A 26,568-nucleotide genomic window follows, 5' to 3' on the forward strand; every position below is an offset into this window, starting at 1 on the left:
AACTGTCATGCTTCCTTTTTATAAAAACAGATATACTGGAAAACAGAATGACAGCAGGGATGTAATAATGTCACAGCAACTTGATTCTGTATCCATTCATAAAAAGCCAAATATTCATTTTAATGGTCGTTCCATCAGTTATCTGGTTGAATTTAAAGATGGTTCAAAGAAAACACTGGGAGTGTTACTGCCAACTGAAAAACCGCTGACTTTTGAAACCCATGTACCTGAGCGTATTGAAATTATTTCAGGAAAATGTCTGATCAGAGTTGGTGATGGTGAATTTAAAACCCTGGTTGAAGGTGAGATTCTGAATATTCCTGAAAACTGTCGTTTCAGTATGCAGTCGAGTGAGGTTGTTGATTATATCTGTCATTTGGAGCTCTGAATCTCAGTTTTATAGGGATGTGTCAGATAAAACCTATAATGATTGCTGAAAATGATGCTGTAAGAATTCGATCAGTACTTTTACCTTGCTGGATACAAACTTTTTATCAGGTGTCACAGCATAAACAGCAGTAGGTTCAACCGTAAAATCAGGTAACACCTGAACAAGTTTCCCATCCTTTAAATCCTGCTGTACATGCCACAAAGAATGGTTTGATATTCCAAGACCTGCCAGCGATGCCTGACGGATTCCTTCACCTGAATTGGTAATGAAATTTCCTTCAAGCTCAATAGCAGTATTCCGTCCTGCTTGATCTACAAAATGCCATGTATTACTGATGCCCTGTTGATGGCGTTGAATAATACAGCGGTGTTGTTTTAAATCCTGCAGGGACGTTGGATGACCATATTTCTGAAGATATTCAGAGGACGCACACAGCAAGCGCCTGTTTATACACAAAGGTCTGGCAATCAAAGAAGAATCTTTCAGTTTTCCAATGCGTATCGCAAGATCAAGCCCATGTGCAACGAGATCGACGTTCTGATCATTCATATCTAAATTGATTTTAAGCTCAGGGTGCAGTTTTAAAAACTCTGCAATAATCTGCACAAGAATATGAGCACCAAAGGTGGCCGAGGCAGTCATATGAATTGTGCCTGATAAAATCGGATGGTTCTGCTGTAAGTTTTCTGTCAATGCGTGAAAACCATCAAGCAAGGGTCGTCCTTGCTCAATCAGGACTCTTGCTTCTTCAGTTAAACTTAAACGTCTTGTTGTTCTGTAAAAGAGCCTGAGTTTTAATTGATTTTCAAGGCGTTGAATCCGTTGACTGGCAACCGACACCGCAATATTTTCTTCTTTTGCTGCCTGAGTGATAGAGCCTGACTCTGCAACACGCAGAAAAAAATGGAAATCTTCAGTATTCATTATCCATAAAATCGAAAAAATGTTTTTTGATTGTCCTGATTTTTCAGACAAAACAAAATTGTTATTTTGTGATCATATTTATTTGCGAGTGAAGATCATGAAATATAACTTTCTAGGAAATTCTGGTTTACGCGTTTCAGAGCTTGGTTTTGGTGCAGGCACTTTTGGTGGGAAAGGACAGATTTTTTCTGCATGGGGGCAGGCGGGGCAGACCGAAGCCAGCCAGATGATTGCATCATGTATGGATGCTGGAATTAATTTTTTTGATACTGCCGATGTCTATTCAGATGGAGAGTCTGAACGTATGCTCGGTAAAGCTTTGTTGCAGCAGCGTCAGAATGTCATTATTTCAACCAAAGTGGGCATTCGCACGGGTGAACAGATCAATCATGTGGGCTATTCACGTAATTACCTTATTTATGCTGTAGAGCAGTCTTTGAAGCGTTTAAATACCGATTATATTGACGTTTTACAATTGCACCAGTCTGACAGTTTTACAGCACCCGAACAGTTGATGAAATCACTGGATCACCTGATTCAGAGTGGTAAAGTCCGCTACATTGGGGCATCGAATTTCTCTGGATGGCAGCTGATGAAAGCTCAGTCTGTTGCTGAGCGTTATGGCTATGAAAAATTTATTGCACATCAGGTTTATTATTCTTTAATTGGGCGGGATTATGAGTGGGAGTTGATGCAGCTGAATCATGATCAGAATATTGGTGGCATTGTATGGAGTCCTTTAGGATGGGGGCGTTTGACGGGTCGGTTTGACCGAAATCATTCATTACCGGAAAACAGCCGCTTACATGAAACTGCGCAGTTTGCTCCGCCTGTGAATGAAGAATATCTGTACCAGGTGATTGATGTTTTACAGCAGATTTCACAGGAAACCGGACACAGTATTCCTCAGATTGCTTTGAACTGGTTATTGCAGCGACCAACGGTATCAACGGTATTGATTGGTGCCAGGAATCAGCAGCAGTTAGCTGAAAACTTACAGTCCAGCCAGCTGGTTCTCAGTCCAGATCAGATTCAGAGACTGAATGATGTCAGTGCAGTTTATCCGCCTTACCCCTGTTATCCCTACTGGAATGGGCAGTTTTCAGAGCGCTTCAGATCTGTGGTGGATTCTCAGTATACGCTATAAGAAAAATTAAAAATTGCTCACACTTTACAGATAGCCTCAATCTGTAAAGTTGTGGTATCTGTATTTAAATACAATCATAAAAGATCAATTCGAGGGGCACTGTTATGAACCCAACCATTGAAGTTCAGATGCTGATCCGCAAGCCGGTTACAGAGGTTTTTCAGGCGTTTATTGATCCATCCATTACAGCAAAATTCTGGTTCAGTTCTGCAACGGGCAGACTTGAGCAAGGAACAACGGTTGAATGGACATGGCAGAAGTACCAGTTTACAGCTCAGGTTGAAGTGCTTGAAGTGGTCACTGATAAGCGGATTCAGATTAAATGGGGTGCACCTAAAACGACGGTGGATTTTATATTTGAAAAAGTATCTGAAAATCAGACTTATTTAAAAATAAGAAACTATGATATTCCTTTACAGGGGGCGGAACTTATTTCATTTATTATTGACAGTACTGGCGGTTTTACAACAGTTGTAGATGGAGCCAAGGCATGGCTTGAGCAGGGCATTCAGCTGAGCCTTGTAGAAGATAAATTTCCACCCTTTAAAGCATGAAATGAAGAAATACAGTGTAAATACTGAATATTCAGTTTTTATGCTGTTTTTTCTCAAGGAAAACATCAGCCATCTGAGTCCGTGATTTATCCCTGAGTTTTTTCTTGATGTACAGAACCAGTGCAAAACTGGTTGTTGTAATGGTCAGCAGCATACTGTTCATATAACTCATGATAGAGCTGACATAACCAATGGTCGTCAGTCTGTTCATCATACGAATGACCTGTGGGCTGCTTTCAACACCTGTAATTGCCCAGGTACATAGGTGTTCACAGTTGTTTACAATCAGATGATAGTTGTTTTCATTCATCCGGGAACGCATACGGCGCACAACTTTACGTCCAGAATACCGTGGATTATGGTAGGTCTGAACCGTGATGTTTTTGCCATAACTGAATTTTTCTAAAGACGTTATTTCGATGGGGCGTTTTTTGAACAGATGTGCAAAACCCGAATAGTGAATGATACGACCACGTCCGACATAGATACCATGATGTGAATATCCAAAGTGTTTGACGATCAGATGTGAGCCTAGAGGAAACCGTATTTTCTGCTGCTGCATTGTGACGTTTGACCAATAACTAACAAGTGTATTTTATATCTATTCTAACGCCTTAAAGTTAAATAAGCCAATTGAAGTCACATTTTCAGCTATTCCGATTGTGACCAGATTTATCAGTCTGCTGATATGAAGCCCTGTTCAACGCTGAATACTGAACAGGGCAGAGCTGTAGATATGTTGGATTATCCCTGGAAAAACAGGAGTGTTCTTCCGGTTCTGAACAGAGAATAAAAATGGTGGTTTACTGACCGACCACGCCCAGTAAAGTACTTTGTGACTTACACATTTCAGTGGCCTGGGCTTTATCCATCTGTTTAATTTCATGTTCAAATTTTGATTTCTGACTTTTGATCTGTTCATCTGTCAGCCCCATCTGTCTGGAAAGTTTTTCCATTTTTGACCAGGAATCTGCACATTCTTCAGGAATTTTACTGCAGGCATTCAGGCTTAGTATGACGGTGATCAGACTCAGAATTTTGATAGTTCTCATGAATTAAACCTTTATTTTAATTTAAATAATTTTGTTTTGAGCTGAGAATGATAACAGAGAAAGAATGCGTTTTAATTAAAATCTAGGCAGTTCATGCGGGATCATCATTTGAATAAAATTAAAGCTATGAAATAACAGCTAATTTTGTTTAGATATATTAAAAGTTCGGAATGAGTAAAACTGAATACATATGTGGAGCCAGAAGCGGAAAAAAATGCTGAACCGCTTCTGGTTCAAATACTGGCGGCTAAACTGTTAAAAATGGTAGCCAATTTTTAAACCGTAACCAATGGCATTGTTATTTTCGAAATCACCGACCCGGGCAGTTTCAGCTGCGCCTGGCAGAGGAAGATAGTAGGTTCCATCCTGAGATTCAGTGTCGCCCAGCCAATAATATTTTACACCGGCGGCGATGAAATAACTGGGTTCAGGATTAAACTGAAAAGACAGACCTGCACTCCAGTAGCCTTTGGTTGGATTTAAAATGGATGCAGGTTCACCGGTACCTGAGTCCCAGCCTGCATCAATTGCAGTTGCCCATTGTCTGTTCCACTGTCTGGCAAGCCCTAAAGTGGCTGACCACTGGTCTTTATTGTAGTCATCCAGATTGAAACCACCTGTATACAGCCCTCCACTGATCAGTGTGGTTGCCATTTCAGACATTGCACCAAACTGCACAGGACGGATGGAAAAATCTTTCCAGTTGACCCAGCGGATGTTGCTGTATAAAAGCGTATCAGCGGCAACACCGGTCTGGAAATCGATATTGACAGACTGTGGTGTAGTGATTTTTGTTTTACTTTCATCTGTAAATACAAGCGGTGTGCCGAATATACTTTCAGTCGCTTCCAGTTCATGTTTGATTTCAGAACGGTATGTTACTGCGGCTTTTAAAGCGATATCTGGAATTTGCCATGCGAAACCTGCAAGCCATCCAGGACTGCTGTCCTTACTGAACTGAGCGTCATAACCATTAAAATCCAGATAGACCAGACCGCGAAGTGAAACTTCACCTTTCACTGTTTCGTAGACTGGACCTGCAAAAAGACTTAAATTTCTGGTGGGTTGAATACCAAAAAGCATCGCCAGATTTTCAGTATCCACATTGGCTATCGTCCCTTCACTGGAAATGACAGGATCGGAAAAACTGCCGTTTTCTTTGACTTTATAGCGTATATCAGCACCAAAAGGCTGGTCATATAAAATCCCAAAAGACAACAGGGGTGTAAGCTGCAGTTTCAGTGCCGCGCTGTAATACTGAAAACTTTGTGCAATATCATCTGTTGAATAGTCAGTGACGCCTGGAATAACGTAATCAGGACGTGTATCAAGCGTTCGTCCAGAAACTTCAGGGTCAGCAGCAGATATTGAAGCTTCAAAATAGTGACCGTTTTCCAGAAAAGGCAGTATGGACTGACCGGATTGATCCATGGCGGCAGCAAAACTGTGGGCTGTGAAAACACTACAGAAAACCATCAGGAGTGGAGCATGATATTTCATATTTTTCCCCGTCATTTTCTTACTTTTTATAGGAGCATTTATTAGAGTTGTATTCAGATACAGTAAAGCATTTTCATATTTTAATCGGAAGGGGATTTAGATGAATGGTGATGTTCAGACATTAAAAAAGCACTCAGTCTCCTGAATGCTTTTTTCTTTCCTACTGCATAGGAAAATGTTTAAGTTCGTTTAACTCTTTACGGCTATACCCTCTGGAAAGTAAAACCTTTTTAATTCCTGCAACGATGTCTTCATCTGTTTCTTTAACAAGTAAATCCAGAAGCTGATCATCAGTTTTACAGGAGCAATCATTTTCAACACAAGCAATTTGATTTTTATGCTCGTTCAGCTGTTGATTCGCAGAAAACAGCTTTTGCCAAAAACTCATAGAGCCTTCATTTGCAACCTAACATAGATCGAAATATAACCATTCCTGTAAATAATGCAAGTCCGTATGAGTGATAAAAGCATCGTTCAGTCTTTATATTTTCCGATGGTAACTGTCAGGTTTAACGGTATTATAAAAGCATGTGTTTAAAAAGAAGATAAATCATTCATTTGAAAGCCAATAAAAAAAGAGCAGAAAAATCTGCTCTTTAAAATGTACTGAATACTGGAAATAATTTGTTTAAATCTTTTCCAGTAAAACACCAGATTCAACATGGTGTGTAAAAGGAAATTGATCAAATAATGCAAATTTTACAATTTTATGTGTCTGGGCCAGGGTTTTCAGGTTGTCATACAGCGTGTCTGGATTGCATGAAATATAGATAATTTTCTCAAAGCGCTGTAACAGTTTCAGTGTTTCTGCATCAATACCGGCACGGGGTGGATCGACAAAAACGGTTTCAAAGTCGTATGCAGAAATATCAATTTCAGCTTCCTGTAAGCGACGGAACTCTCGGTCACCATTGAATGCTTCAGTAAATTCTTCAGCGGAAAGACGGGCAACCTGAATGTTGTTGACCGCATTTTTTTCGATATTCCACTGAGCGGCATAGACCGAAGATTTTGCCAGTTCTGTTGCCAGTACTTTATTGAACCGTGTAGAGAGCGGTAATGTGAAATTACCATTACCACAATACAGTTCAAGCAGGTCACGTGTAGTCGGCTGAACTGCATTACATGCCCATTCAAGCATGTGCTGACATACGATTGCGTTAGGCTGAGTGAAACTGCTTTCAATTTGTTTATAAGCATATTGCTGACCATTTACAGTCAGTTTTTCGACCACGTAGTCGTCCGTTATAATTACTTTCTGTCCACGGCTACGACCATAGATTTTAATATTCAGGCGTTCAGCAAGTGCGCGGGCATGTTTTTCCCATTCTTCATCAAGCTTACGATGATAAATCAGGGTAACCAGCATGTCACCGCTGAGGGTTGCCAGAAAGTCAGCTTCGAAAAGACGGTTTGAAAGCTGCGGTGTAGTTTTCAGCGCATCCAGCAGGACAGGCATTAAATCATTGATACTCTGATCAGCAATATCAAATGTATCTACACGAACGACCTGTTTCTGCTGGTCGTCATTGCGTTCAAACATTGCATAAAACATATCATTTTCAGTGTGCCATATGCGGAATTCAGCGCGCATGCGGTAACCGGAAGCTGGAGATTCAAATACTTCCAGTTCTGGAGGGTTAAATTCGTTAAACTGGGCAGAAATACGTTCAACTTTATCATTAAGTTGCTGCTGATAGGATGAAGTCATATAGCGAAAATTTCACAAACACACTGAAAGAAAGGATGGTAACAAAGTTTGATGGATATGCCTAAAGTTATTGATTTGAAAACTGCAAAAATAGTGGCTTTGAGGCAGGAAGCAGTGAATCTGGGATGCAGAGTTTTAAATGCAGTCAGATACATACAGAACATAAAAAATCAGACTGACAGTGAAAGGGAGATGTCAGTCTGATAAAGAGGTGTCTGGAAAAGCTTAGTCATGCTGTGATTTCAGTCCAGTGTCATCAGACTGGCATTACCACCGGCTGTTGCAGTATTTACACTGACGGCACGTTCAATCAGCAGGCGTTCAGCAGGAATAAATGCATTGCCTGGTTTCATGTGACTGATGCCTGTAATAGGACCGTTTCGGTTTGCCATCTGCTGCTGAAGTTTCAGTAACTGCTCGTCAGTGCCATGATGAAGTACAGCATCAAACTCACCTTCAGTGACATCATTAATGAAGATAAAACTGTCCGATACTTCTTTTGGCATGCTTTTCAGGTATTTCTGAACAAAGGGGTTTTCCGCCAGTACAACCGGCTGACTGCCGACTAAAAAGATAGTCAGTAATTGCTGGATCTGATCGGATTCGGAGGTCGCAAGACTGAGCACATGTTTACGAGGCAGAACGGTATATTCATTACTTTCACCTGTAGGACCTTTCAGCAGGAACTGCTGTCGGCTGCATACAGGCTCAGGCAGAGTAATGTTCAGTTGGCTGAAACGGGTATTGAGCCATTGTTTAAACTGAATAAATGTTTCAGTTTCAGAGTATTCAGTCAGTGCCTGAGCTGAAAATGGCTGACGCAGTTTTTTATCGGAACATTGTCTGATTAATCTGTACAGATATAACGGACCTCCAGCTTTTGGACCTGTGCCTGAAAGCCCCTCACCACCGAAAGGCTGTACGCCTACCACTGCACCTACAATATTTCTGTTGATATACAGGTTTCCAACTTCTGCTGTGGAAACAACGCTATGGATCGTCTCATCAATACGTGTGTGAAGCCCCATAGTCAAACCATAGCCTTTGCTGTTGATCTGATCGAGCAGCTGGTTCAGCTGTCCATACTTATAGGTAATGACATGTAACACTGGTCCGAACACTTCACGTTTCAGATCATTTAAATCAGGCAGTTCAATTAAAGTTGGAGCAATAAATGTTCCCTGACTGAGATCCTGTGACTGATCCATCATGAGTTGGTGAACAGGATAGCCCTTGTCTTTCATTTTCTGAATATGTGCTTCAATAATGTTCTTTGCATCGGTGTCAATGACCGGACCAATATCCGTCTGCAACAGCGCAGGGTTACCGACCTGAAGTTCACGCATGGCACCTTTGAGCATGTTCACGACACTGGCGGCATTGTCTTCCTGAACGCATAAAATACGCAAAGCTGAACAACGCTGACCGGCACTGTCAAAAGCTGAACTGACGGCATCCAGAATCACCTGTTCGGTCAATGCAGAAGAATCAACAATCATTGCGTTCTGCCCACCGGTTTCAGCAATCAGTGGCACAGGCTGACCATCCGCGCTGATACGAGCTGCCAGGGTTTTATTCAGAATCACAGCAACTTCAGTCGAGCCTGTAAACATAATGCCTTGAATACGGGCATCAGCACTTAACTGTGCGCCTACAGTTTCACCGCGACCAGGCAGAAGCTGAATAACATCTTCAGGAACACCGGCTTGCCATAACATCTGGACAGCAACAGAGGCAATCAAGGGCGTCTGTTCAGCTGGTTTAGCAATCACTGTGTTTCCTGCAACCAGGGCAGCAGCAATCTGACCCGTAAAAATAGCCAGCGGGAAATTCCACGGACTGATGCACAGTACTGTACCTAATGGCTGAAGAACACAGTCATCGCTCAGATCAATCACCTGAGCTGCATAGTAGCGCAGGAAGTCTACTGCTTCACGTACTTCTGCAATTGCATTTGAATAGGTTTTACCACTTTCACGGCTGAGCAGGATCATCAGTTCCTGAAGACGTGATTCCATCAGATCAGCGGCTTTAAGCAGGCAGTCAGCGCGTTTGTTTTTACTCAGTTCAGACCAGTTCTGCTGTGCAAGTACTGCATTTTCCAGGGCTTGATCGACCTGTTCCGCCGTGGCTTCCTGAACACTGCCCACAACATCCTGATGACTGGATGGATTGAGGATTTTATTGGCTGTTGAACCATCGGTCACAGTCAGATTTTTGCCCATAGGTGTGGCATGCCACTGGTGCTGTGCCAGCTGAACAGCGGTCTGATTCAGAACACTGAGATCCAGGTCATTGGCAAGATCAAAACCGGCTGAGTTTTTACGGACATCACCATAAAGCTCTACAGGTAGAGGAATGGCAGGGTGTTTCTGACCAGTGATCTGTTCTTTCTGTGCAGTTTCAGTGATGGTAATGTAAGGGTTTTCAATCAGATCATCAATTTCTATGGTTTTATCTGCAATACGGTTGACGAATGAGGTGTTTGCACCATTTTCAAGTAAACGTCTGACCAGGTAAGCTAGTAATGTTTCATGGTTACCTACAGGTGCGTAAATACGGCAGGGAACGCCCAGTTTGTTGTCACTTCGGTTACCGACCACCTGCTCATAAAGCGGTTCGCCCATACCATGCAGGCATTGAAATTCATACTGACCGGTATAGTACTGTGCAGGATCTGCAAGCTGATAAATCGTGGCAAGTGTCTGTGCATTATGCGTCGCAAACTGCGGATAAATCTGATCGGGAGCAGCAAGCAGTTTTTTTGCACAGGCAATGTATGACAGGTCCGTATGAACCTTGCGGGTAAATACCGGATAATCAGTCATGCCATCCATCTGGGCTTTTTTGATTTCACTGTCCCAGTATGCGCCTTTGACCAGGCGGATCATCAGTCTTTTTTCACTGCGTTTTGCCAGGTCAATAATATAATCGACCACGTAAAAACAGCGTTTCTGATAAGCCTGAATCACAAAGCCAATGCCTTTCCAGTCATTCAGTGAGGGTTCAAAACAGAGTCTTTCCAGCAGTTCCAGTGAAATTTCCAGACGCTCTGACTCTTCGGCATCAATATTCAGACCAATGTTGTACTGTTTTGCAAGCTGTGCCAGCTGAAGAATTTTTCCATAAAGTTCATTGTGAACACGACCGATCTGGGCACGCTGATAACGCGGGTGCAAGGCAGATAATTTGATGGAAATACCAGGACCATCATAAACATCTTTTTCAGCAGAAGCCTTGCCAATAGCATGAATGGCATTGGTATAGTCTTCATAATAGCGTTCTGCATCATGTTCAGTCAGGGCAGCTTCACCCAGCATGTCGTAGGAGTAACGAAAGCCTTTATCTTCAAGAGGTTCAGCGTGTTTCAGTGCCTCCTGAATGGTTTCACCTGTTACAAACTGTTCACCCATCATACGCATGGCAACATCGACAGCTTTACGGATCACACCACGACCACTGCGGGCGAGCAGAGACGTCAGCATACCCGACAGACTGTTCTGTTTTGGTGTTTCCATCAGCTTGCCGGTCAGCATGAGTCCCCATGCTGCTGCATTGACAAACATCAGGCTGCTTTGACCAATGTGTTCTTTCCAGTTGCCCTGGTTTATTTTGTCTTTGATCAGCAGATCGCGGGTTGCAGCATCTGGAATACGAAGCAGCGCTTCTGCCAGGCACATCAGAGCAATACCTTCCTGTGAGGAAAGTGCAAACTCCTGAAGTAGTCCCTGTACGATACCCGCTTTACCTGATGAGCTTTTCCGTTCACGTAAGGTGTGAGCAAGGTTAAATGCAGTGTTATGAATCTGGTCATTCAGTTCATCAGGAATCTGGCTGTGTTCTAGCAGGTTTTCAACGCATTCAGGCTCAGCACGGCGCCATGCTGTATTGATCTGAATTTCATATTCATTTTTTTCACGGAATTCAGAAATATATTCAGAAGTAAGTTCTTTATCGCTGAAATGCGCTTCAGTGTTCATCGTATTCATGCCAACATCCTGTGACTGATGATTTTTTAGGGGAGCTTTATTTAATGAATCATTACAGAATAAATGCCGAATATCTCACTATAATATGCCTAAAATTTAGAGAATAATTCAGATGAGCAACCCAATTCTTAGCCTTGACCGAACGGATATTAAAATTCTCGATATTCTTCAGAAAGATGGACGCATTTCAAATACACGGCTTGCTGAAATGGTGAATCTGTCAGCTACAGCTGTACTGGCTCGCGTGCAGAAACTGTCTAAAGATGGGTTCATTACAGGGTATGAAGCACGCCTGAACCCTGAAATGCTGAATGCTGCATTTGTGGTTTTTGTTGAAATCCTGCTGGATAAAACAACGCCTAATGTGCTTGAAGAATTCAGCGATGCAGTTCTTCAGCACCCTGAAATTGTTGAGTGTCATATGATCAGTGGTGGCTTTGATTTTGTTGTAAAAATCCGCTGTGCAAATATGGAAGAGTTCAGGAAAATATCAGGGCAGGTGCTGTGGCAGTTACCAGGGGTGAAAGAAACCCGAAGTTATCCTGTTATGGAAGTGATTAAGGAAAGCTCACAGATCAAACTGAAATATCAGAACAAAGCGGTATAAGTGGTTAAACTGAGTGGGAATGCTTGAACGCAGGAGGTTCGTTATTTCGCTTCTACTTATCTGCAAAAAAGTAAAGAGGGATGAACCCTCTTTACTTGAATGGTGGAACTGAAAATGTGGTCAGGATTTATTTCAGTTTTGCCATTTCACTTTTATACAGTGCATCTGATTTTTCAAAACGCTCAGTTACTTCAGCAGATGGCGCTTTGCCCAGCAGGCTCACCACAATGATACTGATGAAAGATAGAACAAAACCAGGAACAATTTCGTATAAGCCTGTATGTGCCATCGTGTTTTTCCAGAGAATCACAGTTACAGCACCAACGATCATACCAATGATTGCACCGTTGAGCGTCATGCGTTTCCAGAACAGAGACAGAATAATCAATGGTCCAAATGCAGCACCAAAACCTGCCCAGGCATAGGCAACCAGACCCAGAACTTTACTGTCAGGGTTCATGGCAAGCGCAATCGCCAGAACAGAAATAGCCAGTACCATAACACGTCCAACCCATACCAGCTCATTCTGAGAGGCATTTTTACGGATGAATGCTTTGTATAAATCTTCAGTCAGCGCACTTGAGCAAACCAGTAACTGACAGCTGAGTGTACTCATGACAGCCGCAAGAATTGCAGCAAGAATAATTCCAGCAACCCACGGATTGAATAAAATTTTATTCAGTTCCATAAAAATGGTTTCAGGGTTCTGGGTTACAGCAGCAGCCAGCTCAGGATGCAGCTGGAAATAAGCAATACCGATAAAACCTGTACCTACAGCACCGCCCAGACAGAGAATCATCCAGCTCATACCAATTTTACGGGCAGCAGGGATGGATTTGACGGAGTCAGCAGCCATAAAACGGACGAGAATGTGTGGCTGTCCAAAATAACCCAGTCCCCATGCTGCGGATGAAATAATCGCAAGGAAACTCAGACCCGAAATCATATTGGTGGCATGTGGACGGGCCTGTTCAATCAGACCTGCAAAGTGAGTGCTGTTATCACCCAGTGCCAGATACGTCATGATTGGAGTCAGCAGCAGGGCAAAAATCATTAAGCCTGCCTGAAAAGTATCTGTCCAGCTGATCGCCAGGAAGCCACCGATACAGACATAACTGATGGTGGCTATAGCACCGATCCATAAGGCTGTTGTATATGACCAGCCAAACAGGCTTTCGAACAGACGCGCACCGGCAACCATGCCTGAAGCACAGTAAATTGCGAAAAAAACCAGAATAACGATGGCTGAAATGATACGCAGAATTTTTTTGCTGTCACCAAAACGGCTGGTGAAATAATCCGGTAATGTCAGTGCATTATTCTGCACTTCGGTATGTACCCGCAAACGACCTGCAACAAGCAGCCAGTTCAGCCAGGCACCAATAATTAGCCCAATGGCAATCCAGGCTTCAGATAACCCTGCCAGGTAAATTGCACCAGGTAAGCCCATGAGCAACCAACCACTCATGTCAGATGCGCCCGCGGAAAGGGCTGTAACGACACTCCCTAAACTGCGTCCGCCCAGAATGTAGTCGGAAAAGTCAGTGGTTGCTTTATAGGCATATAAACCAATACCAACCATTGCCAGGATATAGAAAATAAAAGTGATTAATGTGGGGTTCAGTTGACTCATATGCCCATCCTTATGTCCTTATGGATAAACCTGTCCAGGGTTAATTTTTATGCACTGTCAGCAAGGTGCTGATTCAAACATAAAAATAAAATTACCATCTGTAACATTTAAGAGTAATTTATGATGATCTTGTGTATCTAAATGTACGTTTAGATACAATCAGAATTTATTGAATAAAAACATGATATTAAAACGTTGCGCCAGCGCATAAAAAGTGTGCCTGACTTATTCTGCCAGTTCTGGGCAGTTACTGAATTATAAAAAACATGATGGATGAAATCATAACTTTATTTACATAGAGTTACATAAGCAACAGAGCGTATTGAAACCGTAATAAACCATTTCCAAACATGATAAATTGTCATGTAGTTGCTCTGTATAAAACAGCTATGATGATGGTGCACGGATTCAGTGCATTACGGTGAGTATAGATTGTGTCTACGGTTCAAACGGTTAAAACAAGAATAGAAAAAGACCTGCTGGGTGTGAAAGAAGTACCTTCAGATTGTTATTATGGAATTCATACTTTACGGGCACTGGAAAATTTTCAGATATCAGGTCAGAAAGTGGGAGAAAATCTGCACTTTATACGTGCGCTTGCTCAGGTAAAAAAAGCTTCGGCTCAGACCAATCTTCAGTTTTCTAAAATCAGTGAGGACATCAGTCTGGCTATTCAGCGTGCCTGTGATGAACTGATTCAGAGTGCTGAGGGCTGGAGAGACTCATTTCCTCTGGATGTTTATCAGGGAGGTGCGGGTACTTCCATTAATATGAATACCAATGAGGTGCTGGCAAATATTGCCCTTGAGCAGATGGGCTATGAGAAAGGAATGTACAGCGTTATTCATCCGAATGACCATGTCAATAAATCACAGTCAACCAATGATGTATATCCAACTGCTTTAAGACTTGCAACGTATTACAGTCTGGATGATCTGTTTGTTCAGCTCAGAAAACTGATTGACAGTTTTTATACCAAAGCAACCGAATTTCAGACTGTTCTGAAAATGGGAAGAACACAGTTGCAGGATGCTGTACCGATGACAATGGGACAGGAGTTTCGTGCTTTTGCAACTTTGCTCAAAGAAGATCTGAAACTGATCGACAGAACCCGTCAGCTTTTACTTGAAATCAATCTGGGGGCGACTGCAATTGGTACAGGGGTAAACTCACCTGAAGGATATGCCCATGAAGTGGTTAAAGTGTTGCATGAAATTACGGGGCTTGATTTGCAGGGAACTGAGGATTATGTTGAAGCCACAAGTGATTGTGGTGTCTTCATTATTTTATCGAGTACGCTGAAACGCCTGGCGGTGAAGCTGTCCAAAATATGTAATGACTTGCGTTTACTGAGTTCAGGTCCACGGACGGGTCTGGCTGAAATCCGCTTACCTGAGCTTCAGGCAGGTTCTTCCATCATGCCGGCAAAAGTCAATCCTGTGATACCGGAAGTTGTCAATCAGGTTGCTTTTAAGGTGATCGGAAATGATCTGACCGTGACCATGGCGGCAGAAGCAGGGCAGTTACAGTTAAATGTGATGGAACCGGTCATTGCTGTATCCATCAATGAATCCATTCAGCTGTTGACTCATGCCATGGATACACTCGAAAGCAAGTGTATTGCTGGAATTCAGGCAAATACACAGACCTGTTATAATGCTGTAATGCGCAGTGTCGGTATTATTACCCTGCTTGATCCATTACTTGGACATGCTAAATGCGATGAAATCGGTAAGTTGTGTATAGAGCAGAACAAAACCATTCAGCAGGTTGTACTGGAGCAGAACTTACTGACTCAGGCTCAGCTGGATGAGATATTTTCTTTTGAAAATATGATTTCAGAAATTGAACGTCCAGGTGGGGATGTGCTGTCAGTTGAACGTGCAGGATAGATCTGAATATTATTTCGTTGCGGTACATTCATTATAAAAAGGTAGCAGGCACAGGCTGGCTACCTTTTTTATATTGACTCATTTTTATTCTTCCATCATTTTGTCGATGTCTGAGTAATACATCAAAACAAGCCATATACAGACATGTTTTAAATTTAATAAAAAGTGAAAATGTCATGAATCAAAAAATATCAGCACTTATTTTATGCAGCCTGCTTTTAAATGGCTGTTCAAAAAAAATGGAAGAAGCTCCCGCTGAAGCATCGACAGAAGCGGTAGCGGCTGACAGCGCTGTGAGTATGGAATCAGAAGCCAAAGCTCAGCATGAACCTGACACAACGCCACAGACTGAGCAGAAGCCTGACGTTATTCTGAATACTCAGGTTAACAGTGCTGAATCTGCACGTCGTATGGTGCGTGAAGCGAGTGTGGACTTTACTGCAACAGATGTGATTAAAACAGGTCTGGCAATTGATAAACTGACCTATGAAGCTGGTGGTTTTGTAGAGCAGAAGAATATTGATTTTCAGGTGCTGGATACACAGTCACAAAGTATTTCTGATGGAAAAATCAGAGTATTTGAAAAAGTAAATCCTGTGGCTCAGATTGTGGTCAGAGTGCCAAGCGAAAAGGCAGCAGGCTTTGTCAATCAACTGTTGCCCCTGATGTACTTCCTCAATCAGCAGCAGTATTCTGCAAAACGCTATGAGCTGAAACTGCTGGAAGAAAAAATTGCACAGACTCAGAGTGTTCCGTCCGATACGCGCAATTCGCAGTTGAGTGAAATTGCACGTCTGACTCAGATGGAAGTTCAGGATCGGGTTCGTTACAGTACCATCAGCCTGATAGTGAATCAGCCTTCAACGGTCAGAGAAAGAATAGATGTAGACGTCGATGCTGTTGCAAGACTGAATGGTGACAGTTTCTGGAAACGTGCATGGAATGGTGTTCAGTATGGCTGGCAGTTTGTTCTGGATCTGCTGGTGATTCTGATTACAGTCTGGCCTTTGTATCTGATAGTGTTGATTTTATATGTACTGTACAGAGTGCTGAAACCTTTCCTGAGCAAAATTAAATAGTACGGTGTGATTCCTGCTTTTTTCGTAACTGATGGAAAAGCAGGAATCATGCAGCAGTAAGCATCAGTTTTTATGCGTTTTGCAGAGTTCTGAGAACAGTACCTGTAAGCCCTCAGTAGCGGTCTGTGCAATACACTGGTATTGTGCGGGCATCTGCTGCTGATCTGCTTTAGGGTCTATATAATATGCCTGACATGCAGGCGGTATTTCATGAACCAGCCCTGCAACAGGATAAACGACCAGGCTTGTACCGATCACAATAAAAATATCTGCCTGCTGGATTATTTCAAGTGCATCATCATATGCAGGAACAGCTTCTCCAAACCATACAACGTGTGGACGAAGTGGGTAACCATCTTTGCAAAAGTTCTGATCCAGCAACAGGCTGTCACCTTTAACAGGATAAAATTCAGTGGTGTACTGAGCTGTAGGACCTGAGCTTTTGGCAAGCCTGATATTTCCATGCAGATGCAGCACATCTGAACTTCCGGCACGTTCATGCAGATCATCAATGTTCTGTGTAATGACCTGCACTTCAAAATATTTTTCCAGTTCAGCAATCAGCCTGTGTGCCGGATTGGGTGTTGCAGTCAGAATATTTTTACGTCTTTCATTATAAAAACGCTGAACAAGCTCAGGATTTTTCTGCCAGGCTTCAGGGGTGGCAACATCATGAATATTGTGATTTTCCCATAAGCCATTACTGTCACGGAACGTACTGATACCACTTTCAGCACTCATTCCCGCACCTGAAAATACGACAAGTTTTTGCATGATTTAATCCTTTAAGGCGGAACAAGAGTCGGTCAGATCATTGACTGAATCGGATGGATGTAATTCGGACTTCAGCCAGGCTGTAAACTTCTGGATCAGAGGAGAAGACTGCTGTACCGCGTGAACCAGATAATAAGAGCGGCTGCCCTGAAGTTTCGCTGAAGATACAATCACAAGCTGACCTGTTGTCAGTTCCTGTTCAATCAGCATCTGTGGAATCAGCGCCATACCCATCCCATGACTGGCTGCGACTGAGAGCATGGAAAACAGTTCATGACGTTGCCCATCATGTGGTCTGGGATGCTCAGTCTGATGTGTCTGAAACCATTCCTGCCAGATCGCAGGACGTGTGGTCTGCTGTAAAAGTGGTAAATGTATCAGTTCTGAAGGCGTCAGGTTGAAACTGCCGTTACCATTCATGACTGCATCCGGAAAGTGTTGCTGAATCAGCTGAGGCGAACAGACTGCAACCAGGTCTTCCTGCATGAGAAAGTGAGCCTGTGTTCCTGGCCAGTGATCAATCTGTTGTTGAGTCCCTGTGTAAATGGCAGCATCAAAAATATTATCATCAAATAAAAACGGTTTTGTACTGGTTTCCAGGTGAACTGTAATTTCAGGATGACGGACATTAAAACGATGAAGTCTGGGCAACAGCCAGCGGGTTGCGAAGGTAGGAACAACGCCCAGTTTCAGTGTTCCTCCCTGACCTTTATGAGAAATCATATCGGAGGTCATTTTTTCAAGACCTGTCAGATAAGGACGGACATTTTTTGCATATTGCTGTCCTGCATAGGTCAGTTCAACGCCGTGACGGGTACGGGTAAACAGGCTGATTCCCAGGAAATCTTCAAGTTGCTGAATCTGTCTGGAGACTGCACTCTGTGTAATGCAGAGTTCTAAAGAAGCATGTGTATAGCTTGAGTGACGGGCAGCAGACTCAAAGCAGATCAGGCTTTGCAGTGAAGGAATATTACGGCGCATGACATGAGTCCTTTTATACATGCTATCTCAAAAGATCATATGAAGATTAGCAGAGCAATTGTGGATTTCATATCAATAATTCAGCTACTCAGGTTTTTTAGTGTTTTGGGTATGAGTTTGACAGTGGCGGGAGATTTAAGCTATGCGTAAATGGAATATCTGAATGCAAATTAATCGTTTGAAAGAATGAATAATCACACTTACCATCAGATTCAATAAATGACAGAAGATATTGCAGAGGAAGCAATGAATCAAATGGTTAATTCAGCAAAAAAAGCACGTGTACAGTTTAACTGGCAGGACCCATTTCTGCTGGAACAGCAGCTGACAGAAGAAGAGCGCATGATCCGTGATTCGGCTCAGGCTTATTGTCAGGGTAAGCTGATGCCACGCGTGCTGGATCAGTTCCGTCATGAAAAAACAGATATTTCCATTTTCAGGGAAATGGGAGAGCTTGGACTGCTTGGTCCGACTATCTCAGAGCAATATGGTGGCGCGGGGCTGAATTATGTCAGTTATGGTCTGATTGCACGTGAAATTGAACGGGTGGATTCAGGCTATCGCTCTATGGCGAGTGTACAGAGTTCTCTGGTGATGGTTCCTATCAATGAGTTTGGGTCAGAAGAACAGAAGCAGAAGTACTTACCGAAACTGGCAACGGGTGAGTATATCGGTTGTTTTGGGCTGACTGAACCAGACCACGGCTCTGATCCTGGCAGCATGATCACACGTGCGAAAAAAGTCGATGGTGGCTACCGTCTGACAGGCGCAAAAATGTGGATTACCAACAGTCCCGTTGCAGATGTTTTTGTGGTGTGGGCAAAAGAGGTCTCTGCTGAGGGTAATGTCGGTGAGATCCGTGGTTTTATTCTGGAAAAAGGCTGGGAAGGGCTTTCAGCACCTGCAATTCATGGAAAAGTAGGCTTACGGGCTTCGATTACAGGTGAAATTGTCATGGACAATGTTTTTGTCCCTGAAGAAAACGCCTTTCCTGAAATCCGAGGTCTCCGAGGTCCATTTACCTGTCTGAACAGTGCCCGTTACGGTATTGCCTGGGGAGCAATGGGAGCAGCTGAGTTCTGCTGGCATACAGCGCATCAGTACACCATGGATCGTAAACAGTTTGGTCGACCACTGGCGGCAAATCAGTTGATTCAGAAAAAACTGGCCGATATGCAGACTGAAATTGCCCTGGGTTTACAGCTGGCATTGCGTTTTGGTCGTATGAAAGATGAGGGGATTGCCTCTGTCGAGGGGACTTCACTGATCAAACGTAATAACTGTGGAAAAGCACTGGATATTGCCCGTGTTGCCCGTGACATGATGGGTGGAAACGGCATCAGTGATGAGTTCGGGGTTGCCCGTCATCTCGTTAACCTTGAAGTGGTCAATACTTATGAAGGTACACATGATGTTCATGCCTTGATTCTTGGGCGTGCGCAGACAGGTATTGCTGCATTTGCGAACTGATTTTTCAGGAAAAATGAATGGTGGTTTTCCGCCATTCATATCAATAGAACAATTTTTTTCATTAAGAAACCAGAAAGGATAGGGATTTGGCAATGGGTGCTTTAAAAGGAATCAGAGTGCTTGATTTGAGCCGTGTACTTGCAGGTCCATGGTGTGGTCAGATACTGGCAGATCTTGGTGCTGAAGTGATCAAAATTGAAAGACCTCAGGTGGGTGATGATACCCGTATGTGGGGTCCGCCGTGGATGAAAAGCAACGATGGCGATTTAACCCGTGAATCTGGATATTTTCAGTGTGCCAACCGAAATAAACTCTCAGTTGCAGTTGATATTACAACGGCTGAGGGACAGCAGCTGATCCGTGAAATTGCTCAGGATTCAGATGTCATTATAGAAAACTTTAAAGCAGGTTCATTAAAAAAATATGGACTGGATTATGAGTCTTTGAGTGCTTTGAATCCATCATTGGTTTATTGCTCCATCACTGGATTTGGGCAGACAGGACCCCGTGCGGCAGAACCGGGTTATGACTTTATTATTCAGGGCATGTCAGGACTGATGAGTATTACCGGTGAGCCTGAAAACGAGGGAGGTAGCTCGCAGAAAGTTGGTGTGGCTGTTGTGGATATACAGACGGGGCTGTATGCAACGGTTGCCATTCAGGCAGCATTGCTTGCTCGCCAGCATACAGGTCGTGGACAGTATATTGATATGTCTTTACTGGATGTCCAGGTTGCAACACTTGCAAACCAGGGGATGAATTATCTGACTTCAGGTAAAGCACCGCAAAGAATGGGAAATAAACACCCTAATATTGTGCCATATCAGACCTTTAAGGCGAAAGATAAGGAGTTTATACTGGCTTGTGGAAACGATAAGCAGTTTAAAGACTTATGCCATGCAATCGGTCTGACTGAGATTGCAGCAGATGAGCGTTACAGCCGAAATCAGGACAGAGTACGTAATCGTGAGACTCTGATTCAGTTGCTGGATGGCTGGTTCAGAACTGATACAGCCGAAACCTGGGTCAATGCCATTCATGCAGTCAAAGTTCCAGTCGGTATTATCAATTCCATTGAAGATGCACTGAATGAACCTCAGGTTTTGCATCGAAACATGGTGGCAAATGTCCCCCATGTGCTGAATGATGAATTTACCGTGATTGGTTCGCCGATCAAGCTTTCAGATACACCGGTGGAATATAAAAATGCTCCTCCTCAGCTGGGTGAACATACACAACAGATAGTGGCAAGATACCGTAATGAGCAGGAAGTACAGCATCTGTATGACCAGGGAGTAATAGAGCGTTTGGCTCAGAATGCAGAAGTTTAATGACTTTTTAAATACACAAGGTCAATCATGGTTGCTCCCGTTTTCGGATTCATTCAAATGAATCCGTTTTTTTTTTTGGAAACCCATGAGTTCAGTTTTTCTGGAAAATTGTAGCATTTAGTACAATTGCTGCATTCAGCATCCATGCTAACGTCGCGTTCATATTAAATGAAGCGGAAACAGGCATGGAACTCAGGCATCTCAAATATTTTGTTGCTGTTGTTGAAGAGCAGAGTTTCACACGTGCCGCAGAAAAACTGTTTATTGCTCAGCCACCTTTAAGCCGTCAGGTTCAGAACCTTGAAAGTGAACTGGGGATTCAGCTGTTTGAAAGGGGAAGCAGACCTTTACAGACCACAGCAGCAGGTCATTATTTTTATAAACAGGCATTGAAAATCCTGTCACAGACTGAAGAAAGCAAATCTATGGCAAAGCGTGTTGCCTTACAGGAACGCACAGTCAACATAGGCTTTGTGGGCTCACTGCTGTATGGATTACTGCCACGGATTATTCATTTACTCAGACAGCAGCGTCCAAATATCCAGACAGAACTTGTTGAAATGACCGCAAGGGAACAGATTCAGGCACTTAAAGAGGGCATCATTGATGTAGGGTTCAGCCGGACACGCCTTTCCGACCCCTCCATTCGGCGGGTGCTGTTAAGGGAAGAACGCTTAATGGTGGCTGTGCATTCAAGTCATGAAGTGGCTTCAATGCAGGGCGGTGTCTCACTTGAGCAACTGATCAATGAAAGTGTGTTTTTATATCCACGAACCAATGGTCCGGGATATTCCTCTCAGGTCAAAGCATTATTTACAGAATATGGTCTTGAACCGAGGCATTTACGGGAGGTCAGGGAAATACAGCTGGCCTTAGGTCTTGCCGCTGCAGGAGAGGGAATCTGTATTGTTCCGGAAAGCGCCCAGATGATGCATTTCAGGCATTTAAGCTATGTGCCGTTGCTTGAAGATGCAGCGGTCAGCCCTATTTTTCTGACCATGAGGGATATGGATGAAAGCGAAGATATCCGTGCGCTCCTGGACTGTGTATATCAGGTATATGATCTTGAGGCGATCAGATATGATCGTGTGATTTTATAAGTGATCTTTAAACTGAATTAAAGATCACCTTTTGTCCTGATGGATTAGGCAATTGACTTTAAGAACCTGGAGATTTCAAAACGGAATTTTACAGGTTCAGTAATCAAAGGTGTGTGTCCGGATTTTTTAAAGATCACCTGTCGTGCATTCAGCATACTGTCAGCAATAATTTTCTGTCCTTTTGCCGGATATAAAACTGATTCCTGTCCTGTAAAAAACGTTGTTGGGCAGGTCAGGGTGGAAATGGCACTCCGATAATCTTCATTGTGATGTAAATAATTGTTTACATACCACTTTAAATAATCCAAACGTTGAACAGGCAGAATGTAAGGCTGAAGTTTTGGACGGTTCAATGCGATACCAAACAGATAAGGAGCAACTTTATTGCTCGCCTGAAGTTTAATAAAATCGAGCCATAATTCAACCAGACTTCTGCGGTCAGTGTCATCCAGTTCCTTCAGCAGTTTTTTGTCTGTGTGTGCGTTGAGTAGCTGAGATATTTCTTTAAGCAAGTGACGGAATTCAAACTGCTTTTTACCAAAAAGACCATAATTCCATGTTTCATCGACACGAATTTTTGGAGTCTGGTCAATATGCAGATAATGGGAAATTTTATTGCCAAAATTACCATACTGCATGCCGTGCATGGCAGTTGTCGCGCCCATCGAATAAGCAATGACGGCAAAAGATGGCAGTTCCATCTGTGTGGTCAGGCTGTCAATATCACGCCAGTGGCTGGAAATTGCATCCATGTCAGGAATCGCACAGCGGTTTGATCCGCCAAAACCACGCCAGTCAGGAATAATAAATTTATATTTCTGGTTAGGCAGTAAAAATGGAATCCATTGCCAGCTCTGCATACCTAAACCAGAAAGTACAAGTACAGGTTCTCCCTGTCCAATTTCACGGACAAATAATTTTTCACCATCAGGCATGTTGTAATATGGCATAGCTTACCTATTTCGGGTCATTTTCAGCGAATTTCTGAAGCGGAGGAATAAGTTGTTCAAGCCAGTGAATCCAGCCTTTCTCCAGATCAATTCCTAATTGTAAGATCATTTTATGAATAAATAATGTTCTATTTTGTTCATCTGCATGAGCAAAGTCTTTGGCAAAAATCTGTTCATAGACAATTAAATTGTCACGATGAATTTTCAGGTGTCTGTGCAGTTCAGGCAAAATACTGTTTCCACCCAGTTGTGCCTCAGCACGCAGGCGCACCATAATTTCTTCACGTAACTGGGCAGGCTGTCCCTGTTTGCTCATCCATTCGGTCAGTTCGATACGACCTGGTTGTTCCACCTGATATGTTTTTTTACGTCCGGTATCGGCTTCATCTTCCAGCGTGGAAATCCATCCTTTTTTTTGCATGCCATTGAGTTCACGATAAATCTGCTGATGGGTTGCATTCCAGAAGAAACCCATGGAACGGTCAAAACGTCGTGCAAGTTCAAAACCTGTACTCGGTTTTTCCATCAGACTGGTCAGTAAAACATGGGCTAAAGACATGGCTGTAATATTTCACAAAAAATGAAGCTTGAGTCATTATGCAATATGTTGCATAAAAATCAAATCTCGCTTATAAATAACACATGAATTTATGCAACAAGTTGCATTAAGCAAAAATACAATTGAACATGAGCAAGCGTATCGCAAGCCAAGGGAGTACACATGTCAAATTATCCGCATTTACTTGCGCCTTTAGATTTAGGCTTTACCACATTAAAAAACAGAGTGTTAATGGGTTCTATGCATGTAGGGCTTGAAGAAGTCGATGGTGGTTATGATCGTATGGCTGCTTTCTATGCAGAACGTGCAGCAGGCGGTGTGGGTTTAATCGTGACAGGGGGTATCTCACCGAATGATCATGGGGTGACATTTTTCGGTGGTTCTAAACTGGATACAGTCGAAGAAGCAGAAAAACATAAAGTGATTACCCAGGCGGTACACGATGCGGGTGGGAAAATTGCATTACAGATTCTGCATACAGGGCGTTATTCTTATCAGCCTGAAAACGTTGCGCCATCTGCAATTCAAGCGCCGATTAACCCAACTAAACCACATGCGTTAACGTCTGCGGAAGTACAGCAAACCATTGCTGACTTTGCCAATTGCGCAAAAATGTCGCAGATTGCAGGTTATGATGGCGTGGAAATCATGGGTTCAGAAGGTTATCTGATCAATGAATTTATCGCTGCACGTACCAATCATCGTGATGATGAATGGGGCGGTAGCTACGAAAACCGTATCCGTTTCCCGATTGAAATTGTGCGCCGTACCCGTGAAGAAGTGGGTGAAAACTTCATCATTATCTATCGTTTATCTATGCTTGATCTGGTTGAGGGTGGTTCAACGCTTGAAGAAGTGATTCAACTTGCTAAAGAGATTGAAAAAGCAGGTGCAACCATTATCAATACAGGGATTGGCTGGCATGAAGCACGTATTCCGACGATTGCGACCAAAGTTCCTCGTGCAGCATTTACATGGGTCACTAAGAAATTAAAAGGCTCTATCAGTGTGCCTTTAATCACCTCTAACCGTATCAATACTCCTGAAATGGCGGAACACGTTCTCGCTCAGGGCGATGCGGACATGATCTCAATGGCACGTCCAATGCTTGCAGATTCACACTTTGTTGCGAAAGCTGAACAAGGTCGTGCAGACGAAATCAATACCTGTATCGGCTGTAACCAGGCGTGTCTGGATCATATTTTCTCTATGAAGATAGCCACTTGTCTGGTTAACCCACGTGCATGTTATGAAACGGAGCTGATCTTTAAAGATACTGCAACAGTGAAAAATATTGCAGTAATTGGCGCAGGACCTGCGGGTTTAAGTTTTGCAACCTATGCTGCAGATCGTGGTCATCAAGTCACGATTTTTGAAGCATCAAATCAAATCGGTGGTCAGTTCAATATTGCCAAAACCATTCCAGGTAAAGAAGAGTTCTATGAAACTTTACGTTATTTCAAACGTAAAATTGAACTGCAACCAAACATTAAACTGGTGCTGAATCATACTGCAACGTATGAACAACTCAGTGCTGAAAATTTTGATGACATTGTAGTTGCAACAGGTGTAACACCACGCCATTTAAATATCGAAGGCATTGATCATCCAAAAGTATTGTCATATATCGAAGTGTTACGTGACCGTAAGCCAGTCGGTAAAAAAGTCGCGATTATTGGTGCGGGTGGTATTGGTTTTGATACCGCAGAATATTTATCACATGAAGGTGAAAGTGGCAGTCTAAATCCTCAGAAATTCTATGATGAATGGGGTATTGATACCACTTATGAGCATGTCGGTGGTCTAAAAGCACCAGAAGTTGAGCAGTCACCACGTGAAATTTATTTACTGCAACGTAAAACCAATTCCGTTGGTGCAGGCTTAGGTAAGACCACAGGTTGGATTCACCGTACAGGCTTAAAACATCGTCATGTCAATATGATTCCAGGTGCAAGCTACGACAAAATTGACGATCAGGGTCTACATATCACGGTTGGTGAAAAAACCATGATTTTAGATGTCGATAATGTGGTGATCTGCGCAGGGCAGGAACCGTTTACAGCAATGTTTGATCAGCTTCAAGCCGATGGTAAGTCTGTGCATCTGATTGGCGGTGCGAAAGAAGCAGGCGAGTTGGATGCAAAACGTGCCATCCGTCAGGGTGCTGAACTGGCGATGGTGATTTAAAAATTAATTATATTCACATATTAAATTATTTAATGAATGTTCCCTCTCCTTGCGCCATATATGGCTCAAGGAGAGGGTTAGGGATAGGTGCTTTTGAACTTAGCATCCCCTCATTCAAACCTTCTCCCAAAGGGAGAAGGAGCTTTCATTGTGAAGTACATCTCATCTCCTGAAAGGAGAGGGAACTAAATTTAAAAGGACATTAAAATGAACTACCCAAATACCAAACCAGCCATTCAAAAATGGCACGATATGATTGCCAACCGTGACATGTCGATCCTAAATGAACTGCTTGCTGATGATGTGGTGTTTCGTTCACCTGTGGCATTTAAGCCTTATGAAGGTAAACAGGTGGTTTACTTTATTTTGACCAACGTAATTCAGGTCTTTGAAAACTTTACTTATCACCGTGAATTTTTTACCGAAGATGAGCAAAGTGTGGTGCTTGAGTTCTCAGCAGTTGTTTCAGAAAAGCAACTGAAAGGCATTGATATGATTCGTTTTAATGAACAGGGGCAGATTGTTGAATTTGAAGTCATGATTCGTCCACTCAGTGGTTTACAGGCACTTGGGGCTCAGATGGGCGAACGTATAGCAAAGTATCAGCCCTAACAGTGCTGTTATTGAATAAATAGCCTAAGTTAAGTCCAGGCTGAACGGTTCACCTGTATCATCCTGATATGTACATCATGTCAGGGTGAAGCGTTGTAAACCAAGTTAAAACCGTGCGTTTGTGT

At 42.9% G+C, this 26,568-nt stretch carries 23 protein-coding genes; 11 read left to right on the forward strand and 12 right to left on the reverse strand.

What is annotated here, in order from left to right; all coding sequences use genetic code 11:
• Window positions 1–67: 67 nt before the first annotated feature.
• Window positions 68–388 carry a pyrimidine/purine nucleoside phosphorylase gene (locus tag CDG60_RS07980; protein WP_087511722.1) on the forward strand — a complete coding sequence of 107 codons (321 nt, stop codon included), beginning with the start codon at window positions 68–70 and terminating at the stop codon, window positions 386–388.
• A gap of 33 nt (window positions 389–421) precedes the next feature.
• Here the strand turns inward: CDG60_RS07980 and CDG60_RS07985 are convergent, their stop codons facing one another.
• Window positions 422–1,315 (reverse strand): LysR family transcriptional regulator, encoded by an 894-nt coding sequence (locus tag CDG60_RS07985; RefSeq protein WP_087511603.1) that lies wholly within the window; start codon window positions 1,313–1,315, stop codon window positions 422–424.
• A 97-nt stretch (window positions 1,316–1,412) separates the two neighbouring features.
• Here CDG60_RS07985 and CDG60_RS07990 point away from each other — a divergent pair, with 97 nt between their 5' ends.
• Window positions 1,413–2,462: an aldo/keto reductase gene (locus CDG60_RS07990; protein WP_087511723.1), complete on the forward strand. Its 1,050-nt coding sequence runs from the start codon at window positions 1,413–1,415 to the stop codon at window positions 2,460–2,462.
• A gap of 104 nt (window positions 2,463–2,566) precedes the next feature.
• Entirely contained in the window at window positions 2,567–3,016 is a 450-nt protein-coding gene (locus tag CDG60_RS07995) for an SRPBCC family protein (RefSeq protein WP_087511604.1), read from the forward strand.
• Window positions 3,017–3,047: 31 nt separating this feature from the next.
• Here the strand turns inward: CDG60_RS07995 and CDG60_RS08000 are convergent, their stop codons facing one another.
• The 6 genes from CDG60_RS08000 to putA all read right to left on the reverse strand — a co-directional run bounded on the left by CDG60_RS08000 (window position 3,048) and on the right by putA (window position 11,268).
• Window positions 3,048–3,578, reverse strand: a complete 531-nt coding sequence (locus tag CDG60_RS08000; RefSeq protein WP_087511605.1) for a lecithin retinol acyltransferase family protein — start codon at window positions 3,576–3,578, stop codon at window positions 3,048–3,050.
• 241 nt (window positions 3,579–3,819) lie between these two features.
• On the reverse strand, window positions 3,820–4,068 hold the full coding sequence (locus tag CDG60_RS08005; protein ID WP_087511606.1) for a hypothetical protein: 249 nt from the start codon (window positions 4,066–4,068) through the stop codon (window positions 3,820–3,822).
• A 255-nt stretch (window positions 4,069–4,323) separates the two neighbouring features.
• Entirely contained in the window at window positions 4,324–5,568 is a 1,245-nt protein-coding gene (locus CDG60_RS08010) for a transporter (RefSeq protein WP_087511724.1), read from the reverse strand.
• Window positions 5,569–5,728: 160 nt separating this feature from the next.
• The gene (locus tag CDG60_RS08015) at window positions 5,729–5,956 is read right to left on the reverse strand and encodes a hypothetical protein (RefSeq protein WP_087511607.1); all 228 of its coding nucleotides are present in this window, start codon (window positions 5,954–5,956) and stop codon (window positions 5,729–5,731) included.
• Window positions 5,957–6,196: 240 nt separating this feature from the next.
• On the reverse strand, window positions 6,197–7,279 hold the full coding sequence (gene trmA, locus CDG60_RS08020) for a tRNA (uridine(54)-C5)-methyltransferase TrmA (protein WP_087511608.1): 1,083 nt from the start codon (window positions 7,277–7,279) through the stop codon (window positions 6,197–6,199).
• Window positions 7,280–7,521: 242 nt separating this feature from the next.
• Window positions 7,522–11,268 (reverse strand): trifunctional transcriptional regulator/proline dehydrogenase/L-glutamate gamma-semialdehyde dehydrogenase, encoded by a 3,747-nt coding sequence (gene putA, locus CDG60_RS08025; RefSeq protein WP_087511609.1) that lies wholly within the window; start codon window positions 11,266–11,268, stop codon window positions 7,522–7,524.
• Between the two features lie 112 nt (window positions 11,269–11,380).
• Here putA and CDG60_RS08030 point away from each other — a divergent pair, with 112 nt between their 5' ends.
• Window positions 11,381–11,875 (forward strand): Lrp/AsnC ligand binding domain-containing protein, encoded by a 495-nt coding sequence (locus tag CDG60_RS08030; protein ID WP_087511610.1) that lies wholly within the window; start codon window positions 11,381–11,383, stop codon window positions 11,873–11,875.
• A 127-nt stretch (window positions 11,876–12,002) separates the two neighbouring features.
• Here the strand turns inward: CDG60_RS08030 and putP are convergent, their stop codons facing one another.
• Complete coding sequence (gene putP / locus CDG60_RS08035) at window positions 12,003–13,508, reverse strand: sodium/proline symporter PutP (RefSeq protein WP_087511611.1); 1,506 nt, start codon at window positions 13,506–13,508, stop codon at window positions 12,003–12,005.
• A 434-nt stretch (window positions 13,509–13,942) separates the two neighbouring features.
• On the opposite strand from putP, the gene aspA reads away from it, so the two are divergent.
• Together aspA and CDG60_RS08045 are read left to right on the forward strand one after the other, a co-directional pair.
• Window positions 13,943–15,400 (forward strand): aspartate ammonia-lyase, encoded by a 1,458-nt coding sequence (aspA, locus tag CDG60_RS08040; protein ID WP_087511612.1) that lies wholly within the window; start codon window positions 13,943–13,945, stop codon window positions 15,398–15,400.
• 176 nt (window positions 15,401–15,576) lie between these two features.
• Complete coding sequence (locus CDG60_RS08045) at window positions 15,577–16,479, forward strand: DUF4349 domain-containing protein (protein ID WP_087511613.1); 903 nt, start codon at window positions 15,577–15,579, stop codon at window positions 16,477–16,479.
• A 63-nt stretch (window positions 16,480–16,542) separates the two neighbouring features.
• Here the strand turns inward: CDG60_RS08045 and CDG60_RS08050 are convergent, their stop codons facing one another.
• Entirely contained in the window at window positions 16,543–17,253 is a 711-nt protein-coding gene (locus CDG60_RS08050) for an SIR2 family NAD-dependent protein deacylase (RefSeq protein WP_087511614.1), read from the reverse strand.
• A gap of 3 nt (window positions 17,254–17,256) precedes the next feature.
• Entirely contained in the window at window positions 17,257–18,234 is a 978-nt protein-coding gene (locus tag CDG60_RS08055) for a LysR substrate-binding domain-containing protein (protein WP_087511615.1), read from the reverse strand.
• A gap of 246 nt (window positions 18,235–18,480) precedes the next feature.
• Here CDG60_RS08055 and CDG60_RS08060 point away from each other — a divergent pair, with 246 nt between their 5' ends.
• The 3 genes from CDG60_RS08060 (at window position 18,481) to CDG60_RS08070 (ending at window position 22,135) form a co-directional block, all read left to right on the forward strand.
• Window positions 18,481–19,704, forward strand: coding sequence for an acyl-CoA dehydrogenase (locus CDG60_RS08060; RefSeq protein WP_087511725.1), 1,224 nt, complete (start codon window positions 18,481–18,483; stop codon window positions 19,702–19,704).
• A 92-nt stretch (window positions 19,705–19,796) separates the two neighbouring features.
• Window positions 19,797–21,035, forward strand: a complete 1,239-nt coding sequence (locus tag CDG60_RS08065) for a CaiB/BaiF CoA transferase family protein (protein WP_087511616.1) — start codon at window positions 19,797–19,799, stop codon at window positions 21,033–21,035.
• Between the two features lie 185 nt (window positions 21,036–21,220).
• Entirely contained in the window at window positions 21,221–22,135 is a 915-nt protein-coding gene (locus CDG60_RS08070; RefSeq protein WP_087511617.1) for a LysR family transcriptional regulator, read from the forward strand.
• Between the two features lie 44 nt (window positions 22,136–22,179).
• On the opposite strand, the gene CDG60_RS08075 is transcribed toward CDG60_RS08070, so the two are convergent.
• Window positions 22,180–23,085, reverse strand: coding sequence for an alpha/beta fold hydrolase (locus CDG60_RS08075; RefSeq protein WP_087511618.1), 906 nt, complete (start codon window positions 23,083–23,085; stop codon window positions 22,180–22,182).
• A gap of 7 nt (window positions 23,086–23,092) precedes the next feature.
• On the reverse strand, window positions 23,093–23,644 hold the full coding sequence (locus tag CDG60_RS08080; RefSeq protein WP_087511619.1) for a PadR family transcriptional regulator: 552 nt from the start codon (window positions 23,642–23,644) through the stop codon (window positions 23,093–23,095).
• A 162-nt stretch (window positions 23,645–23,806) separates the two neighbouring features.
• Between CDG60_RS08080 and CDG60_RS08085 the strand changes: the two genes are divergently transcribed.
• Together CDG60_RS08085 and CDG60_RS08090 are read left to right on the forward strand one after the other, a co-directional pair.
• A complete protein-coding gene (locus tag CDG60_RS08085) occupies window positions 23,807–25,831 on the forward strand; it encodes an NADPH-dependent 2,4-dienoyl-CoA reductase (RefSeq protein ID WP_087511620.1) in 2,025 nt (674 codons plus the stop codon).
• A 207-nt stretch (window positions 25,832–26,038) separates the two neighbouring features.
• Window positions 26,039–26,443, forward strand: a complete 405-nt coding sequence (locus CDG60_RS08090) for a nuclear transport factor 2 family protein (RefSeq protein WP_087511621.1) — start codon at window positions 26,039–26,041, stop codon at window positions 26,441–26,443.
• Window positions 26,444–26,568 lie beyond the last annotated feature (125 nt).

The organism is Acinetobacter chinensis (assembly GCF_002165375.2).
In the GTDB taxonomy this organism is placed as follows: Bacteria; Pseudomonadota; Gammaproteobacteria; order Pseudomonadales; family Moraxellaceae; genus Acinetobacter; species Acinetobacter chinensis.

Bases quoted from the DNA above. Each gene is read 5' to 3' on its own strand.
- CDG60_RS08030 (WP_087511610.1), top strand. From the start codon at position 11,381: ATGAGCAACCCAATTCTTAGCCTTGACCGAACGGATATTAAAATTCTC.
- CDG60_RS08090 (WP_087511621.1), top strand. From the start codon at position 26,039: ATGAACTACCCAAATACCAAACCAGCCATTCAAAAATGGCACGATATG.
- CDG60_RS08015 (WP_087511607.1), bottom strand. From the start codon at position 5,956: ATGAGTTTTTGGCAAAAGCTGTTTTCTGCGAATCAACAGCTGAACGAG.
- trmA (WP_087511608.1), bottom strand. From the start codon at position 7,279: ATGACTTCATCCTATCAGCAGCAACTTAATGATAAAGTTGAACGTATT.
- CDG60_RS08010 (WP_087511724.1), bottom strand. From the start codon at position 5,568: ATGAAATATCATGCTCCACTCCTGATGGTTTTCTGTAGTGTTTTCACA.
- CDG60_RS08050 (WP_087511614.1), bottom strand. From the start codon at position 17,253: ATGCAAAAACTTGTCGTATTTTCAGGTGCGGGAATGAGTGCTGAAAGT.
- CDG60_RS07985 (WP_087511603.1), bottom strand. From the start codon at position 1,315: ATGAATACTGAAGATTTCCATTTTTTTCTGCGTGTTGCAGAGTCAGGC.
- CDG60_RS07995 (WP_087511604.1), top strand. From the start codon at position 2,567: ATGAACCCAACCATTGAAGTTCAGATGCTGATCCGCAAGCCGGTTACA.
- CDG60_RS08080 (WP_087511619.1), bottom strand. From the start codon at position 23,644: ATGTCTTTAGCCCATGTTTTACTGACCAGTCTGATGGAAAAACCGAGT.
- CDG60_RS08055 (WP_087511615.1), bottom strand. From the start codon at position 18,234: ATGCGCCGTAATATTCCTTCACTGCAAAGCCTGATCTGCTTTGAGTCT.
- CDG60_RS08070 (WP_087511617.1), top strand. From the start codon at position 21,221: ATGGAACTCAGGCATCTCAAATATTTTGTTGCTGTTGTTGAAGAGCAG.
- CDG60_RS08085 (WP_087511620.1), top strand. From the start codon at position 23,807: ATGTCAAATTATCCGCATTTACTTGCGCCTTTAGATTTAGGCTTTACC.
- CDG60_RS08045 (WP_087511613.1), top strand. From the start codon at position 15,577: ATGAATCAAAAAATATCAGCACTTATTTTATGCAGCCTGCTTTTAAAT.
- CDG60_RS07990 (WP_087511723.1), top strand. From the start codon at position 1,413: ATGAAATATAACTTTCTAGGAAATTCTGGTTTACGCGTTTCAGAGCTT.
- CDG60_RS08060 (WP_087511725.1), top strand. From the start codon at position 18,481: ATGAATCAAATGGTTAATTCAGCAAAAAAAGCACGTGTACAGTTTAAC.
- CDG60_RS08075 (WP_087511618.1), bottom strand. From the start codon at position 23,085: ATGCCATATTACAACATGCCTGATGGTGAAAAATTATTTGTCCGTGAA.
- CDG60_RS08065 (WP_087511616.1), top strand. From the start codon at position 19,797: ATGGGTGCTTTAAAAGGAATCAGAGTGCTTGATTTGAGCCGTGTACTT.
- putA (WP_087511609.1), bottom strand. From the start codon at position 11,268: ATGAATACGATGAACACTGAAGCGCATTTCAGCGATAAAGAACTTACT.
- putP (WP_087511611.1), bottom strand. From the start codon at position 13,508: ATGAGTCAACTGAACCCCACATTAATCACTTTTATTTTCTATATCCTG.
- CDG60_RS07980 (WP_087511722.1), top strand. From the start codon at position 68: ATGTCACAGCAACTTGATTCTGTATCCATTCATAAAAAGCCAAATATT.
- CDG60_RS08005 (WP_087511606.1), bottom strand. From the start codon at position 4,068: ATGAGAACTATCAAAATTCTGAGTCTGATCACCGTCATACTAAGCCTG.
- CDG60_RS08000 (WP_087511605.1), bottom strand. From the start codon at position 3,578: ATGCAGCAGCAGAAAATACGGTTTCCTCTAGGCTCACATCTGATCGTC.